Source organism: Roseateles asaccharophilus (assembly GCF_031458115.1).
Classification (GTDB): domain Bacteria; phylum Pseudomonadota; class Gammaproteobacteria; order Burkholderiales; family Burkholderiaceae_C; genus Pelomonas; species Pelomonas asaccharophilus_A.
Map to the genome: position 1 here is coordinate 144,622 of NZ_JAVDXV010000011.1, position 16,852 is coordinate 161,473.

Below are 16,852 nucleotides of genomic sequence, written 5' to 3' on the forward strand. Positions count from 1 at the left end.
GCTCAGGCGGCCGGCGGCACCCGGTCCGTCACGCGTCGGCCGCGCTTGGCGGCCGCCGAGCGCAGGTGCACCAGCGACTCCACGCGCTTGAGCAGTTCGCGGTCGTTCCAGGGCTTCTTGAAGATGCCGTAGACGCCTTCGATCTGGCCCACGCGGCCATGCAGCTCGTCGTGGCCCGTGATGGCGATGACGGGCAGGTCTTCCGTGGTCAGGCTGCCGTGCACGTCGGCGATCAGCTCGAAGCCGTCCTTGTTGGGCATTTCCAGGTCGGTGATCAGCACGGCGATCTCGGGCTTGGCGTCCAGCTCGGCCAGCGCCTCGTTGCCGTCGTTGACCTGCACGACCGTGAAGCCGGCGCCCTCCAGCAGCCGCTTGAGCTTGGTGCGCACCACGGCCGAGTCGTCGGCGATCAGCACGGTGGCCGGACCCTCGGGCTCCACGACCGGGGGTACCGGCGCGGGCGGCGCGCGCATGGGCGACGGTGCCGTCACGAAGGCGCTGGCCATGGACGGGTCGCCATGAGATGACCCCGGCAGCGGCGGCAGCACCACCGGCGGCTGGGCCGCGCGCGGCACGCCCGGCGGGCGCTGCGGCGGCGTGTAGTCGCGCGGCGGCCGGTAGTCGTCACGCTTGAAGGCGGCGATGAGCACGCAGATGGCCAGCGGTATTGCGATCAATACCGGCATCAGGTAGGCGCCCAGCAACTCCTGCAACTCGTGAAACATCGCTCCATCCCCAGGTATAGGGCGGTCAGCCTAACACCCGCCCACGGCGGGCACCATCGAGGAAAAGCCGGCATCCGTCACGGAAACACGGCTTTACCGGCCAGTGTGGCTAGAACGTCAACACGAAACAGGCACCACCGCCGGGCCGCTTGGCGTGGCGCACCGTGCCGCCCAGGCCATGCACCAGCTGCCGCACGACGGCCAGCCCGATGCCGCTGCCGCCTTCGCGGGTCGTGAAGAAGGGCGTGAAGATCTGCCCCTCCAGCCCGGGCGCAACACCCGGCCCGTTGTCGGCCACCGTCAGCCTCAGGCGCGCGCCGCGGCTCAGCAGCGCCTCGATCTGCAGCTGCGGCGCTTCACCGCCGCCCCGCCCGGCACAGGCCTGCAGCGCGTTCTGCGCGAGGTTGATCAACACCTGCTCCAGCTGGGCCGCATCGGTGCGCAGCGCCAGGTTGGCGGGTTCCACGCGGACCGTCACGGCCCCACCGGCCGCCGTCCAGGCCGGTTCCACGAGGCGCTGCACGGCCTGCAGCAGCGTGCCCAGCTGCACGTCGGCCAGCGTGGGCGCGGGCGGCTGGCTGACGCTGCGGTAGCGCTCGACAAAGCCCTGCAGATGCGCCGCACGGCGCGCGAGCGTGTCCAGCGCGGCCTGCAGCTCCTCGCGCTCGCCGGCTTCCAGCAGCGCCGGCGCGCTGGCGGCCAGCGACGCGATGGGCGTCAGCGAGTTCATGATCTCGTGCGTCAGCACCTGCACCAGCTGCCGCCAGGCGACCAGCGTCTCGGTCTCCAGCTCCGACTCGATGGGCGCCAGCGCCGCCAGCCGCCAGGCCTCGCCCTGCACCGTCAGCCTGGACACGGCCAGCACGGCGCGCTCCTGGCCGTGCTCGGTCGGCAGCGTGACGACGCGGCGGCCCGATTCCGCGTCCAGCAGCGCGAGCAGCGCCGCCGGCTCGACGACGCGGCCCGGCGCCAGCAGCCGGCGCGCGGCGGCATTCAGCGCCAGCGGCGGGGCACCCGCGGTCAGGCGCCACAGGGCCAGCGGCGCGTGTTCCAGCGCGGCGTCCAGGTCGGGCCGTGGCGGCGGCAAAGGGTCGACGGGCGCCGGGGTGGGCTGGCGGGACAGGCGCCGCAGCGCCGCCCCGCCCCAGGCGGCGGCCGCGAGGCCGGCCAGCGCGCAGGCGACCAGCAGGCGCGGCGAGTCCAGCGTGGCGACGACGCCGGCCGAACCGGCGGCCAGCCCCAGCGCGGCGATGGCGATGCGGACCGGGTCAGAGACCATGCTTCTCCAGCCGCCGGTACAGCGCCGCCCGGCTCACGCCCAGCAGCTTGGCGGCCTGGCTGATGTTGCCGTCGGCCTGGGCCAGCGCCGCCTGCACCGCCTCGCGTTCGCGCTGGTCCAGGTCCAGCGTGACGCCAGCGGGCGCCGCCTCCGCCGGGGCGATCAGGCCGAAGTCTTCCCACGTGAGCACCGGCCCGCGCGCCAGCAGCGTCGCGCGCTCGCAGGCCTGGCGCAGCTCGCGCACATTGCCGGGCCAGCGGTAGGCAGTGAGGCGCACGAGCGCATCGGGTGTGATCTCGACCGGGCGCTGCGCGAACTGCGCGAGGTAGTGGCGCAGCAGCAGCGCGATGTCACCCGCGCCGCGCTCGCGCAGCGGCGGCACGCGCAGCACCACGGTGTTGAGCCGGTACAGCAGGTCGGGCCGGAAGCGCCGCGCGTCGAACAGCTCGGCCTCGGCCACGTTGGTGGCGGCCAGCACGCGCACGTCCACCGCCACCGGCCGGTCGCTGCCCAGCGGCGTCACCTCGCGGCGCTCCAGCGCGGCCAGCAGCTTGGCCTGGCTGGCCAGCGGCAGGTTGCCGATTTCGTCCAGGAACAGCGTGCCGCCCGCCGCCGCGACAAAGCGCCCCGGGCGCGACTCGCGTGCGTCGGTGAAGCTGCCGCGCTTGTGGCCGAACAGCTCGCTCTCCACCAGCGCCTCGGGCAGCGAACCCATGTCCACGGCCAGCAGCGGGCCTTGCGAACGGGGGGATGCGCGATGCAGCGCTCGCGCCACCAGCTCCTTGCCAACGCCGTTCTCGCCCAGGATCAGCACGCTGGCCTGGCTGGCGCCCACCTGCGCGATCTGCGCGCGCAAGCCCTGCATCGCGGTGGACTCGCCCAGCAGCTCGCCCATCGCCGGTGCCGGGGCGCGGCGCGCCAGCGCGGCCTGCACGCAGGCCACCAACCGCTCGTTGGCCCAGGGCTTGGTGATGAAGTCCACGGCGCCCGCCTTCAAGGCCTGCACGGCCAGCTCGACCTCGGCATAGGCCGTCATGACGATGACCGCCGGCGCGCGCGGGCGCGCCACCACCTCGCGCAGCAGCGCCAGCCCCGCTGCGCCGTCGGTGGCGCCGGGCGTGAAGTTCATGTCCAGCAGCAGCACGTCGGGAGCGACCTCATCCAGCGCCGCCCACAGCTCACGCGGGTCGTTGCGCACGGCCACGGCGCCGAGCTTGCGCAGCGCCAGCCGTGCGGCCAGCGCCACGTCGGGGTCGTCGTCGAGGATGAGGAGGCTGCTCATGAGAGGGCGCGACTCTAAGCGCCTCAAGCCTCAGCGGGAAGCGGGTGTCCGGAACCGGACACTCCCGGTGTCCGCAAGCGGACGGCCGCGCCGTCGCCCGCCGTGGTCTCCCCAGGGAACGCAGGGTGGCTCGGCTTTTGCAGAGAAGGGTCAATGACCTCGCCCACCTCCCTCACCCTCTGGCGCAGCGCCTGGCGCCAGCTGCGCGCCGAGCCCGGCCCGGCCGTCCTCGTCATCGCCGGCCTCGCGCTGGGCCTGGCGCTGACGCTGCTGACGGTCGCCTTCATGCGCGACCTGCTGTGGGCCGACACCCGGCTGCCCGAGGCCGAGCGCCTGGTCACCTTCGAATTCCGGGCCAGCGAGCCAGGGGGCGGCATGACCGACTGGTGGAGCGACGTACCCACCACGCCGCTGGCCCGCGCGTTGCGCGACACCGGCGCCCCGGTCGCGCAGATGACCCGCGCCTTGCCCATCGCGATGCTGGCCAGCGCCGTGGACGCGCGCGGCGTGCAGCACCATGCACGCCTGTCGACGCTGCTGGTCGACCCCGACATCGAGGCCTTGTTCGGCCTGCAGCCGCTGGCCGGTGACCTGCGCGCGGCGCTGGCCTCGCCCGACGGCGTGGTGCTGACCGAGCACGGCGCGAACCAGCTGTTCGGTGCGACCGACGTCGTCGGCCGGCCCGTCGCGGTCACCGCCGACCTGGACGGCGGCCCCGGCCAGCCGCGCACGGTGAAGATCACGCTGACCGTCATGGCCGTCGTCCGCGCGCCGCGCCCGAATGGCGTGCTGGCCTACGACGCACTGGCCGGCTTCAACGCACCGGCCGCGAAGGCCCATGCCGAGAACGAGGCGTCATGGACCATGGCCAACGGTCACCTGTACGCGCGGCTGCAGCCCGGCGCGTCGGCCGCGCAGGTCGGCGCGCTGGCGCAGCGCCTGATGGACCAGCAGCCACCGCTGGACGGCATGCCGCCGGGCTTTCGCACCGAGCTGCGCGCGCTGGGCGTACTGGAGCGGGGCCTGCACGGCTCGGGCAGCACGCAGCGCCGCCTGCAGCTCGCCAGCCTGGCGGCCGCTGCGGCGGGCGTGCTGGCGCTGGCCGTCATCAACTTCATCAACCTGTGGAGCGTGCGCACGCTGCGCCGCCAGCGCGAGATCGGCCTGCGCAAGTCGCTGGGCGCCAGCGCCGTGGCGCTGGGCCTGCAGTTCTTCATCGAGGCGCTGGCCGTGGCGGGCATTGCCGGCGTCGCGGGCCTGCTGCTGGCCTGGTGGGGCACGCCGGCGGTGTCGGCGTTGATGCAGCACCGCTTCGACGCGCCGGTGCTGTCGCCCGCCACCGCGGCGTTGACGGCGGGGCTGTGCCTGGCCATCGCCGCCTGCAGCGCGCTGCCGCTGACCTCCATCGCGCTGCGCGTGCGGCCGGCGGAATCGCTGGCCGGGCGCAGCCACAGCGAGGGCGAGGCCGGCCGCTGGCTGCGCCGCGCGATGACGGTCGTGCAGTTCGCCGCCGCCGCGATGTTTGCCGCGATGGCCTTCACGGTGGCCTGGCAGACGCAGCATGTGGCGGCCATGCCGCGCGGCTTCGAGGTCGAGAACCGCGTCGCCGTGGACTTGCCGCCCGAGACGACGCCCGCGCAGACGCAGGCGCTGCTGGCGCGCATCCGCAGCTGGCCCGAGGTCATCGCGGTCGCGGCGTCGCCCGACGTGCCGGGGCGCGAGTACGGCAAGCATTTCTCCCGCTTCAGCGGGCCGGGCGGTCCGCTCATCGAGGTGCGCGCCGGCATGGCCTTCACACCGGGCTGGCTGCAGCTCTATGGTGTGCAACTGCTGGCCGGCCGGCTGTCGGCCGACCACCGCGCCGAGGTGGCGCAGCACGCCGTCGTGCTGGACCGCCGCGCCGTGCGGGCGCTGGGCTTTGCCAGCCCCGAGGCCGCCATCGGCCAGCGCCTGGGCGTGGACCACGGCCAGCCGGCCACCGTTGTGGCCGTCATCGACGACGTGCGCGTGGAGGGCCCGCGCGAAGCGCCCATGCCGCATCTGCTGATGCCCGTCGTCGAGCGAGGCAGCGGCGTCATCAGCGTGCACAGCCGCCAGCCGGCGGACACGCGCGGCAAGCTCGCCACGCTGGTCAACGAGACGCTGCCCGGCGCCCAGGCGCAGGCCGCGACGGTGCGTGAGCAGCAGGCCCGCGTGGTGGCCGACGACGCGCGCATCGCCCGCCTCATCGCCATCACCAGCGTGTTCGCGCTGGGCCTGGCCGCCGTGGGCATCTACGCGCTGGCCGCCTACACGCTGCGCCGGCGCGAGCGCGAGATCGTGCTGCGCAAGCTGCATGGCGCGGGCGCCGCCGCGGTCGCGGGGCTGCTGCTGAAGGAGTTCCTCAGCGTGCTGACCGCGGCCTGCCTCGTCGCGCTGCCCATCGCCGCGTGGTTGACGCAGCGCTATCTCGGCGGCTTCGTCGAGCGCGCGCCGGTCGGCCCGTACTCGGCATGGGTGCTGCTGGCGTCCGTGGCGCTGCTGACGCTGGTCGCAGCGCTGGCCGTGGCCCGCCACCTGCGCGCGGCGCTGGCGCTGCGGCCCCTGCAGGCCCTGCATGGATAACCCCCGGAAGACCCATCCCATGACCCAGATGTCTCTTCGTTGGCGCGGCGCCTGGCGCCAGTTGCGCGCCGAGCCCGGCCCGGCAGTCCTTGTCATCGCCGGCCTCGCGCTGGGCCTGGCGCTGGCGCTGTTGACGGCCAGCTTCCTGCAGGACGCGCTGTGGCCAGATGGCGACCCGCCCCAGCACGACCGGCTCGTCGCGTTCGAGTGGCGGGTGCGCGGGCCCGGCGGCAGCACGACCGAGTGGCTGGGCAGCGTGCCCGCCGTGCCGCTGCTGGCCGCGCTGCGCGACAGCGGCGCGCCCCTCGCGGCCAGCAGCCGCGTGCTGTACACGCAGCTGCCGGCAGGCGCCGCCAGCGCCACGGGCGCGCGGCGCAGCACGCGGCTGGAAATCGCGCTGGCCGATGCCGACGTGCAGACGCTGCTGGACCTGCAACCGCTGGCCGGCGACCTGGCCGCGGCGCTGTCCACTCCCGAAGGCACCGCGTTGACGGCGCAGGCGGCCGAACGGCTGTTTGGCACCACGCAGGCGCTGGGGCGCACGTTCACCGTCGCACTGCCGCCCATGCCCGATGGCACGCCGGGCGGCCGGTTCGCGCTGACCGTGAAGGCCGTGCTGCCCACGCCCAACCCGCATGGCAGCCTGGTGTTCGATGCCATCTCGGGCTTCCATTCCCCGCCCGCCAAGGCCTATCTGAAGCTGTCGGACAGCTGGTTCCAGGGCAACGGGCGGCTGTTCGCGCGCATGGCGCCGGGCGCCACGGCGGCGCAGCTGTCCGCGCTGGCCCAGCAGGCGCTGGACCGCCAGCCGCTGCCGCCCGGCTTCCCGTCCGACTTCCTGAAGGGCGGCGGCAAGCCCGCCTACATCCGCGCGCTGCCCGCCGCCGACATCGGCCTGCACGGCGCCGGCAGCCCCTACCGGCGCCGCTGGCTGGGCGGCCTGGTCGCGGCGACGGCGGGCGTGCTGGCGCTGGGCGTCATCAACTTCATCAACCTGTGGAGCGTGCGCACCCTGAAGCGCCAGCGCGAGATCGGGCTGCGCAAGTCGCTGGGCGCCGGCGGGCCGCAGCTGGCGCGGCAGTTCTTTGTCGAAGCGCTGGCGGTGGCCGGCCTTGCCGGAGCTGCCGGCCTGCTGCTGGCCTGGTGGGCCACGCCGGTGGCCGAGGCGCTGATGCAGCGCAGCTTCCATGCGCCGGTGATCAGCGCCGGCGCGGTGGCCTTGACGGCGGGGCTGTGCGTTGCGATCGCCGCCATCAGCACACTGCCGCTGACGTCCATCGCGCTGCGTGTGCGGCCGGCCGAATCGCTGGCCGGGCGCAGCCACAGCGAGGGTGCGGCCAGCCGCTGGCTGCGCCGGCTGATGACGACGCTGCAGTTCGGCGCCGCCGCCGTGTTCGCGACGCTGGCGTTCACGGTGCTGTGGCAGGCACAGATCGCCGGCAGCATGACGCGCGGGTTCGACGTGCAGGACCGCGTGGCCATCGACCTGCCCTGGGAGGTTCAGCCGGCGCAGGTGAACACGCTGCTGGCGGCCGTGCGCCGCTGGCCCGAGGTCATCAGCGCCAGCGCTGCCGACGACGTGCCGGGGCGCGACTTTTCCAGCTGGTACGGCGAGTTCACCGGCCCAGGCGGCCGCTCGGTCAGCCTGCGCACCGGCGTGGACTTCATGCCGGGCTATCTGCAGACCTACGGCATGCGCGTCGTCGCGGGGCGGCTGTCGGCCGATCATGTGGCCGAGGTGGCGCAGCGCGCCATGGTGCTGGACGTGAGCGCCGCGCGCGCGCTGGGCTTTGCCAGCCCCGAGGCCGCCGTGGGCCAGGTGCTGGGTGCGCCGGACAACATCGATGGCGGCAAGCCCATCACGGTGGTGGCGGTCATCGCCGACATTCGGCTGGAAGGCCCGCGCAGCGCGCCGCAGCCGCATGGCATCCGGCCCGTGGCCGAGCGCGGCGGCGGTGTCATCGCCGTGCACAGCCGCGACCCTCGGGCCACGGCGCAAAAGCTCACGGCGCTGGTGCGCCAGCAATTCCCGGACGCCGACGCCCAGGCGCTGCCGGTGCGCGACATGCTGCTGCAGAAGGTCGTGGACGATCAGCGGCTGGGCCGGCTCATCGCCATCGCCGGCCTGATGGCGCTGGGCCTGGCCGCCGTGGGCATCTACGCACTGGCGGCCTACACGCTGCGCCGGCGCGAGCGCGAGATCGTGCTGCGCAAGCTGCACGGCGCCGGGGCCGGCGCGGTGGCCGGGCTGCTGTTGCGCGAGTTCGCCGGCGTGCTGGCCGTGGCCTGCGTGGTGGCGCTGCCGGTGGGGGCGTGGCTGTCGCAGCGCCATCTGGCGGACTTCGTCGAGCGCGCGCCGGTGGGCCCGGGCTCGTTGTGGGTGCTGCTGGCATCCTTCGCGCTGCTGGCCGCGGTGACGGCGGTGGCCGTGGCCCGCCACCTGCATGCCGCGCTGGCGCTGCGGCCCTTGCAGGCCTTGCGAGGCTGACCGGCGATGAGCGACATGGCCGATCAGAAGCACATCTCCGGCGCGGCGATGGACCGTCGCGTCGCGGTGCCGCGGCGTTGGGGCCTGCTGGTGGTCGCCGTGATGGCAGCGCTGGCGATGGCGCTGCTGCTGGTGCGCTACTGGCCGCGCGGTGTTTCGGTGTCGCGCGCCGAGGTGGAGATCGCCGCCGTGAAGCGCGGTGCGTTCCGTGACGTCGTCGTCGGCCGCGCCACCGCGCAGCCGCTGCATTCCGTGCTGCTGGATGCGATGGAGGACGGCCGCGTCGAGCGCGTGCTGGTGAAGGACGGTGAGCGCGTGGAGGCCGGCCAGCTGCTGGTCGTGCTCAGCAGCACGCAGCGCGCGCAGGAGCTGATGGCGCGCTCCAGCGAGGCCGCGCAGCAGCTGGCCAACCTGGCCACCTTCCGCGCCGGTCTGGCGCAGGCGCAGGCGGCACAGCGCCGCGAGGTCACGCAGGCCGAGTTCGAGCTGGAGCGCGTGCGCCGCCTTCATGACCGCAACCGCGAGCTGGCGGCGCAGGGCTTTCTGTCGCCGTCCGCGCTGGAGGACTCGGCCGACAAGCTCGCCATGGCGCGCCGCCTGTTCGAGCAGCTGCAGGCCGATGGCCGCGAGGAGCTGCGCACGCGCGAGCAGTCGGTGCAGGCCATGCAGCGTGCCGTGGCCGACCTGGACCGGCGCCTCACCGCGATGCGCACTGCCAGCGAGGGGCTGGCCGTGCGCGCCGCCGTCGCCGGCCGCGTCACGGGCCTGACGCTGCAGGTCGGCGAGAGCGTGCGCAGCGGTACGCGCATCGCGCGGCTGGACAGCCTGGGCCGCTTCAAGCTGGAGCTGCGGCTGGACGAGTTCCACCTGGCCCGCGTGCGCGAAGGCCTGGCCGCGCAGATCACGCACGACGGCCGCGAGCACGCGCTGCGCGTGGCGCGCATCGATCCGCAGGTCAAGGACGGCCGCTTCAGCGTCGAGCTGGTGTTCGACGCCGAGCCGCCCGCGCTGCAGGTGGGCCAGGGCCTGGACGTGCGCCTGACGCTGGGCCAGCCCAGCCCCGCGCTGCTGCTGCCCGATGCCGGCTTCTACGCCGACACCGGCGGCGCCTGGGCCTTCGTGCTGGACGCCGACGGCCGGCATGCCCAGCGGCGCGACCTGAAGCTGGGGCGCCGCGCCGATGGCGTCATCGAAGTTCTTGGCGGCCTGCAGCCTGGCGAGCAGGTCGTTGTTTCACCGTATCGCGCGTTCACGAACGCATCCGCACTTCAACTGAACTGAGACAGCCATGTTCAAGCTCAAGCAACTCACCAAGACCTTCCGCACCGGCGACATCGAGACCACCGCGCTGGACCGCATCGACCTCGACATCGAGGCCGGCGAGTACCTCGCCATCACGGGGCCCTCGGGCTGCGGCAAGTCCACGCTGCTGGGCATCCTCGGGCTGCTGGACGCCCCCAGCGGCGGCGAGTACTGGTTCGACGGCCACAACGTGGCCGGCTGGAACGAGCGCCAGCTCAACGCGCTGCGCCGTGGCCGCATCGGCTTCGTGTTCCAGAGCTTCAACCTCATCGACGACCTGACGGTGGCCGAGAACATCGGACTGGCGCTGGAGTACGGCACGCTGCCGGCGCGCGAACGCCGTGCGCGCGTCAGCGAGGTCATGGAGCGCCTGGGCCTGACCCACCGCGCCGGCCACCGGCCCAGCCAGTTGAGCGGCGGCCAGCAGCAGCGCGTGGCCATCGCCCGCGCGATCGCCGCGCGGCCGGCCCTGCTGCTGGCCGACGAACCCACCGGCAACCTGGACAGCGCCCACGGCGCCGAGGTCATGCGCATCCTGCGCGAGCTGAACGCCGAGGGCACCACGCTGGTCATGGTGACGCACTCGCTGGAGCATGCGGCGCAGGCGTCGCGCACGCTGCGGCTGCTGGACGGGCGGGTGGTGGTGGATGCGATGGCGGCAGTGGCCTGAGGCGTGCGATAGCTGCGGCGCCTGCGCAGCGCAGCGAGGGCAGCGCTTGTCTTCCCGGCGTTGGCCCTGGGCTTGCGGTTGATTGCCTATGCGCCGCGGGAGACTTGCTGGTCGCAGAGGCACAGGCCGCGGTGTGAGGCGCGTTGAGGCATCGCCGATGCTGATGGCCTGACCGCACGCTTGGGTCTGATGCTGACGGCGGTCACCGCGTCAGCTTGGCTGACGCCGGGCATTTCCGCGTCAAGGACGGCTTCATGGCCGATCCAGGGCGCATCTTGCGCCAACTACTGGACGACTAGCCCGCTGTCACAACTCCGTCCGAGGCTTGCCGTGACACGGTGCCCTTAGGATGCGGACCCCATGCACCCCCTAATTCGTGGCCTCCTGGCGCCGCTCGTTCTGCTGGCCGGCGCGGCCGCGGCATGGGCCGATGCCAGCCCGCTGGAGGTGCAGTTCCGCAGCGTGGCGGTGCCGATGAACTCGGTGCCGGCCGTGGCGCAGGACAAGGCCGGCTTCATGTGGGTGGCGACCAGCCGTGGGCTGACCCGCTATGACGGCTACCGGCTGCGCCCCATCGAGCTGGCGCGCGAGACCACCACGCAGCGCAACCTGGGCTGGGTGCGCGCGATGGCCGCGGGCCTGGATGGCCGCATGTGGGTGGGTACCGAGACGCTGGGCCTGGCCGTCTACGACCCGCTGGCCGACCGCGTGCAGGCGCTGGGCAGCCCCTCCCCCAAGGGCGGGCCGCATGCGCCCATCCGTGCGCTGGCGGTGGACGCCGAGGGCGACCTCTGGGTGGGCAGCGTGGGCCAGGGCCTGTACCGCTACCGCACCGAGTCGCGCCGCTTCGAGCCGCAGCCGCTGACGGTGGACGGCCAGCCCGAGTCGCGCGTGCTGGCCTTGCGCGTGGGCGCCAACGGCACGGTATGGGCCGGCCATTGGCAGGGTCTGGCGCGGCTGCGGCCCGGCCAGGCCTGGGAGACGCTGCCGCTGCCGGCGCATGACGGCCTGCCCGCAGCCGCCACCGTGCTGACGCTGCTGGAAACCCGTGGCGGCCGTGTCTGGCTGGGCACGCAGGACGGCCGGCTGGGCGTGGTGGACGGCGGCGCGGTGCGCTGGGTGCAGTCGCTGCACACGCCGGTGCAGGCGCTGGCCGAAGGGCCCGACGGCCGGCTGTGGGTGGGCACCAAGACGGGCCTGCTGTGGATCAACCCCGGCAGTGAGGCCATCGAGGCCAAGCTCACGCACGACCCGCGCCGCACCATGGGCCTGGCGGGCAACGACATCAGCGGCCTGCTGCGCGACCGCAGCGGCGCGATGTGGGTCAGCGGCTACGGCCTGGGCCTGCAGCGCCACCTGTTCCATCCGGCGCTGGCTGTGCGCGGACCCGACCTGGAGGTGGCCGGCGTGCTGGCCGATGCCGACGTGCGCGCCGTGCTGACGCTGGCCAGCGGCGACGTGCTGGGCGCCACGCAGCAGGGCCAGGTCGTGCGGCTGGACGGCCGGCGCGAACTGCAGACGCTGGGCCAGCTGGCGCGCGAGCGGCGCACGGTGGTGGAGATCATGGCCGAGGCGGCCGATGGCAGTCTGTGGATGGCGGCGGCCGGCCGGCTGGAGCATCGCGCCGCCAACGGCCGCCTGCTGCGCGACTGGCCGCTGGACGGCGGCCGCGCGCAGCGCCTGCTGGTGCGCGCCGGCGGCGACGTCTGGCTGGGCATGCAGGAAGGCCTGTACCGGCTGGACGGCCCCGAGGCCGCCGGGCTGCAGCGCGTCGCGCTGGCCGATGGCCGCCCGCTGCACGGCGCCATCCATGCGCTGATCGAGCGCCCCGCCAGCCACGAGCTGTGGCTGGGCGGCCAGGCCGGCCTGTTTCGCGTGCGCGACGGCCGTCACCCCGAGCCGCTGCCGCAGGCGCCGGCCGAGGCGCTGGCCAGCCAGATCGTCGTCGCGCTGCTGGCCGGCCGCGACGGCACGGTGTGGGTGGACACCGCCATCAGCGGCCTGCACCGCCTGGCCGGCTGGGACGCCCAGGGCGGCGCGCGCTTCGAGCGCGTCAGCGAGCGCCTGGGCCTGGAGGGCGCGTTCGGTGGCAACCTGCACGAGGACGGCCAGGGCCGCATCTGGAGCCAGATCCAGGTCTACGACCCGCGCAACCAGCGCGTGGACGGCTTCGGCAGCGCCGAGGGCGCGAGCTTCGGCAGCTTCTGGTTCTTCGCCAGCACCGAGCTGCCGGGCGGCGGCCTGCTGTTCGGTGGCAGCCGTGGCCTGCTGCGCGTGCTGCCCGAGGCCTTCGCGGCCCAGCCGGCCAGCCCGCCGCTGGTCATCAGCGGCCTGCGCGTCAACGGCCAGCCCCACGAGCCGCCCGGCGCCGACGGCCTGACGCTGCCCGCCGGCACGCGCAGCCTGGGCGTGGAGTTCGCCGCGCTGGACTACGCCGACCCCACGCGGCTGCGCTACCAGTACCGCCTGCTGGGCCTGGACAACGACTGGACCCGCGTGGACGCCAGCGCCCGCAACCCCAGCTTCGGGCCGCTGAAGCCGGGCCGCTATGTGCTGCAGGTCAAGGCCAGCGCGCACCAGACGCTGTGGGGCGCGGACCAGCTGGAGCTGCCCATCGAGCTGCTGCCCGCGTGGTGGGAGACCACCGCCGCGCGTGCCGGCGGCGTGGTGCTGGCGCTGGCCGCCATCTGGGGCTGGATGCGCTGGCGCACGCGGCTGCTGCGCCGCCGCGAGGCCGAGCTGCAGGCGCTGGTGGACGAGCGCACCGCGGAGCTGCGCGAGCTGAGCCTGACCGACGCGCTGACCGGCCTGCGCAACCGTCGCTACCTGGAACTGCGCCTGGACGACGACCTGCGGCTGTGCCTGCGCCGCTTCGAGACGCCCGAGTACCAGAAAGACGGCGAGGGCCCCGGACCCGACGCCGACCTGCTGCTGATGGTGCTGGACCTGGACCACTTCAAACGCATCAACGACCTGCACGGCCACGCGGCCGGCGACGCGGTGCTGGTGCAGCTGGCCGAGCGGCTGCGCGGCGTGTTCCGCGAGACCGACTCGCTGGTGCGCTGGGGCGGCGAGGAGGTGCTGGTGCTGGTGCGCGAGACCGAGCGCCGCGACGCCGCCGCGCTGGCCGAGCGAGTCTGCGCCGCGGTGCGCGAGAAGCCGTTCGATATCGGCCCCGGCGAGACGGTCCACGTGACCGTGTCCATAGGCTTCAGCGCCTTCCCGCTGGACCCGCGCCACCCGCGGCTGTGGGACTGGCGCGCCTGTCTGGGCCTGGCCGACTCGGCGCTGTACGCCGCCAAGGCGCAGGGCCGCGACGGCTACGTGGGCGCCATTCGCGCAAAAGGGCTGAGCCCGCGCGACACGCCGCAGGGCCTGGAGGCCTGGCAGGTCGAGACGCGGCTCGATGTCGCGCGCAGCGCGGTCGACGACGCCCTCACGGCCTGACGTGCGCCCCTCGCCCAGACACGCCCGGCTGAACGCGGGCGTGCCTGGTCGGTCCCCCCACGGGGACGGCGATGCTTGCGGCATCGAGCCGCAAGCGCATCGCCATGGCGGGCCGGCTTGGGAGCGGCCCGGCGCTCGGCCCGGTTAACGAATGAAAAGCTGCTTCAGTGCGTTGGGCAGCTCCGCCCGCCAGGCCGCCTCGTTGTGCTCCGCATCGGCGGCGATGGTGAGGCTGAGCCGGTCGGCCGGCAGCTGGCGTGCCAGCCGGCGGTGCATGTCGCGGGTCTGGTTGGCCATGCTGCCGCCCTCGCGGCCGCCGCAGTACAGATGCACGCGCGTGCCGGGCTGCAACACCGCCTTCTCCGTCAGATCGAACAGCTGCGGCGCGGCCCAGTAGGACGGGCTGAACAGGCCGTAGCGGCTGAACACGTCGCCATGCCACAGCATCGCCGCGTGGCTGATGAGGCCGCCCAGCGAGCTGCCGATCAGTGCCGTGTGCTCGCGTTCCGGCCGCGTGCGCCAGCCGGCGTCGATGAAGGGCTTGACGGTCTTCGCGATGAAGTCCAGGTAGGCCCGGCCTTCCGACTTGCCCAGCCGCTCGTGGTCGAACGGCGCCATCTCGCTGCCGCGCTTGTCGCCGCCGTTGTCGATGCCGACCACCAGCGCCTCGAAACCGGTCTCCTGGGCGAGCTGCGCCATCGTCTCATCCACGCCCCATTCGCCGGCGAACCCGGTGGCCGCATCGAACAGGTTCTGGCCGTCGTGCATGTAGATGACCGGGTAGTGCTTGCTGCGGAAGGTGGCGTAGCTGGGCGGCAGGCACAGCCGCAGCGTGCGCTGGCGGTTCAGGCCGGGCATGGCCAGGGGAGGCGTCAGCACCTGCACGGTGGACAGCGCCGTGGAGGGCGGCGCGGCGTGCACGGGCAGTGCGGCGGCGAAGGGGAGGGTCAGCAGCTGGCGGCGTTGCATGAGCAAAGCCTAGCCGTTGCCAAGCCCGGTGGCGGTCGTCATGTGTTGCGTGCCATTCCTAGAATCCGCCCATGTCAGCCGCCGCCAACATCCGCCTCGAACTGCTCGCCCCCGCCCGCGATGCCGACATCGGCATCGAAGCGGTAAACCACGGCGCCGACGCCGTCTACATCGGCGGCCCCGGCTTCGGCGCGCGTGACAAGGCGCCCAACCGCATCGAGGACATCGCGCGGCTGGCGAAGCACGCCCACCGCTTCAATGCGCGCATCTTCGTCACGATGAACACCATCCTGCGCGACGACGAGCTGGAAGGCGCGCGCCAGCAGGCCTGGCAGCTGTACGACGCCGGTGTGGACGCGCTCATCGTGCAGGACATGGGCCTGCTGGAGCTGGACCTGCCGCCCATCCAGCTGCATGCCAGCACGCAGACCGACATCCGCACCCCGGAGAAGGCGCGCTTCCTGCAGGACGTGGGCTTCTCGCAGATGGTGCTGGCCCGCGAGCTGGACCTGAAGCAGATCCTGGCGATCAAGGCCGAGGTGCAGCACGCCTCGCTGGAGTTCTTCGTGCACGGCGCGCTGTGCGTGGCCTACAGCGGCCAGTGCTTCATCAGCCACGCGCACACGGGCCGCAGCGCCAACCGCGGCAGCTGCAGCCAGGAGTGCCGGCTGCCGTACACGGTGACGGATTCAAAAGGCCGCGTCGTCGCGCATGACAAGCACGTGCTGAGCCTGAAGGACAACGACCAGAGCGCCAACCTCGAAGCCCTCATCGACGCCGGCATCCGCAGCTTCAAGATCGAGGGCCGCTACAAGGACATGGCCACCGTCAAGAATGTGACGGCCCACTACCGCACGCTGCTGGACGCCATCATGGAGCGCCGCCCCGAGCTGGGCAGCACGGGCCATGGCCGCTGCACGTTCACGTTCACGCCCGAGCCCGAGCAGGCCTTCAACCGCGGCGGCACCGACTACTTCGTCAACGGCCGCAAGATCGACATCGGCGCCTTCGACACGCCCAAGCACGCCGGCCTGCCGCTGGGCGACGTGGTGCGCGTGGGGCCGGAGGACTTCGACGTCGACACCGGCGACGCCACGCGTGTGCTGAACAACGGCGACGCGCTGACCTGGTGGGACCGCCAGGGAGAACTGCAAGGCGTGCCGGTCAACGTGGCCACTGCCTTGGGCGGTACGCGCTGGCGCATCGCGCCCAACCTGTCGCAAGGCCAGGCGATGGCGGACCTGAAGGACTTGTTCCCCGGCACCGCGCTGAACCGCAACCGCGACATGGCCTGGGAGCGCATGCTGGCCAAGCCCAGCAGCGAGCGCCGCATCGCGGTGGATGTGACGCTGGCGCAGGTGAACGACGGCTTCGAGCTGACGCTGAAGGACGAGACCGGCGCGCGCGCGTCGGTGAAGCTGCCTTGCGCACACGAACCCGCCCGCGACGGCAAGCAGGCCGAGGCGCAGATGAAGGAAGGCCTGGCCAAGCTGGGCGACACGATCTTCGAGGCCCGCCGCGTGCGGCTGGCCATGCGCGGCGAGCCGCTGTTCATCCCGGCCAGCAAGCTCAACGCGCTGCGCCGCGACGGGCTCAAAGCACTGGAGGCGGCCCGCGACGCGGCCTTCGAGCGCCTGCCGCGCGACACGCCGATGGACCCGCCCGCACCCTACCCCGACGACACGCTGACCTACCTCGCCAACGTGTTCAACACGCGCGCCGCGGCGTTCTATGCGCGCCACGGCGTGAAGGTCATCGGCGCTGCCTTTGAGAGCCACGAGGAGCTGGGCGAGGTGCCGTTGATGATCACCAAGCACTGCGTGCGCTGGAGCCTGAGCCTGTGCCCCAAGCAGGCCAAGGGCGTGACCGGCGTGCAGGGCACCGTGCGCGCCGAACCGCTGACGCTGACGCACGGCGACGACACGCTGACGCTGCGCTTCGACTGCAAGCCCTGCGAGATGCACGTGGTGGGCGCGATGCGCAAGAACGTGTTGAAGCAGCTGAAGGCTGAGCCGATGACCTTCTACCGCTCGCGGCCGGTAGGGGCAAATCCGGTCTGATCCCCAGATCGCCGCCGGCCGGGCGG

At 73.2% G+C, this 16,852-nt stretch carries 10 protein-coding genes; 6 read left to right on the top strand and 4 right to left on the bottom strand.

The features are described 5' to 3' along the window. Positions 1–2: 2 nt before the first annotated feature. The 3 genes from J2X21_RS24625 to J2X21_RS24635 form a co-directional block, all read right to left on the bottom strand. On the bottom strand, positions 3–725 hold the full coding sequence (locus tag J2X21_RS24625) for a response regulator (protein WP_310332783.1): 723 nt from the start codon (positions 723–725) through the stop codon (positions 3–5). Positions 726–834: 109 nt separating this feature from the next. Next, positions 835–2,004, bottom strand: coding sequence for a sensor histidine kinase (locus tag J2X21_RS24630; RefSeq protein ID WP_310332784.1), 1,170 nt, complete (start codon positions 2,002–2,004; stop codon positions 835–837). Continuing rightward, a complete protein-coding gene (locus J2X21_RS24635) occupies positions 1,994–3,286 on the bottom strand; it encodes a sigma-54-dependent transcriptional regulator (protein WP_310332785.1) in 1,293 nt (430 codons plus the stop codon). The genes J2X21_RS24630 and J2X21_RS24635 overlap by 11 nt, the downstream gene beginning before the upstream one ends. Positions 3,287–3,439: 153 nt before the next feature. Here J2X21_RS24635 and J2X21_RS24640 point away from each other — a divergent pair, with 153 nt between their 5' ends. From J2X21_RS24640 to J2X21_RS24660, 5 genes are all read left to right on the top strand, one after another. Further along, positions 3,440–5,890: an FtsX-like permease family protein gene (locus tag J2X21_RS24640; protein ID WP_310332786.1), complete on the top strand. Its 2,451-nt coding sequence runs from the start codon at positions 3,440–3,442 to the stop codon at positions 5,888–5,890. Between the two features lie 19 nt (positions 5,891–5,909). Continuing rightward, complete coding sequence (locus J2X21_RS24645) at positions 5,910–8,378, top strand: FtsX-like permease family protein (RefSeq protein ID WP_310332787.1); 2,469 nt, start codon at positions 5,910–5,912, stop codon at positions 8,376–8,378. A gap of 15 nt (positions 8,379–8,393) precedes the next feature. After that, the gene (locus J2X21_RS24650) at positions 8,394–9,659 is read left to right on the top strand and encodes an efflux RND transporter periplasmic adaptor subunit (protein ID WP_310332788.1); all 1,266 of its coding nucleotides are present in this window, start codon (positions 8,394–8,396) and stop codon (positions 9,657–9,659) included. Positions 9,660–9,666: 7 nt separating this feature from the next. Continuing rightward, the gene (locus J2X21_RS24655) at positions 9,667–10,350 is read left to right on the top strand and encodes an ABC transporter ATP-binding protein (RefSeq protein ID WP_310332789.1); all 684 of its coding nucleotides are present in this window, start codon (positions 9,667–9,669) and stop codon (positions 10,348–10,350) included. A 360-nt stretch (positions 10,351–10,710) separates the two neighbouring features. Beyond that, complete coding sequence (locus tag J2X21_RS24660) at positions 10,711–13,797, top strand: ligand-binding sensor domain-containing diguanylate cyclase (RefSeq protein ID WP_310332790.1); 3,087 nt, start codon at positions 10,711–10,713, stop codon at positions 13,795–13,797. Positions 13,798–13,941: 144 nt separating this feature from the next. On the opposite strand, the gene J2X21_RS24665 is transcribed toward J2X21_RS24660, so the two are convergent. Next, positions 13,942–14,766, bottom strand: a complete 825-nt coding sequence (locus tag J2X21_RS24665; protein ID WP_310332791.1) for an alpha/beta hydrolase — start codon at positions 14,764–14,766, stop codon at positions 13,942–13,944. 71 nt (positions 14,767–14,837) lie between these two features. Between J2X21_RS24665 and J2X21_RS24670 the strand changes: the two genes are divergently transcribed. After that, on the top strand, positions 14,838–16,826 hold the full coding sequence (locus tag J2X21_RS24670) for a peptidase U32 family protein (RefSeq protein WP_310332792.1): 1,989 nt from the start codon (positions 14,838–14,840) through the stop codon (positions 16,824–16,826). Positions 16,827–16,852: the final 26 nt, after the last annotated feature.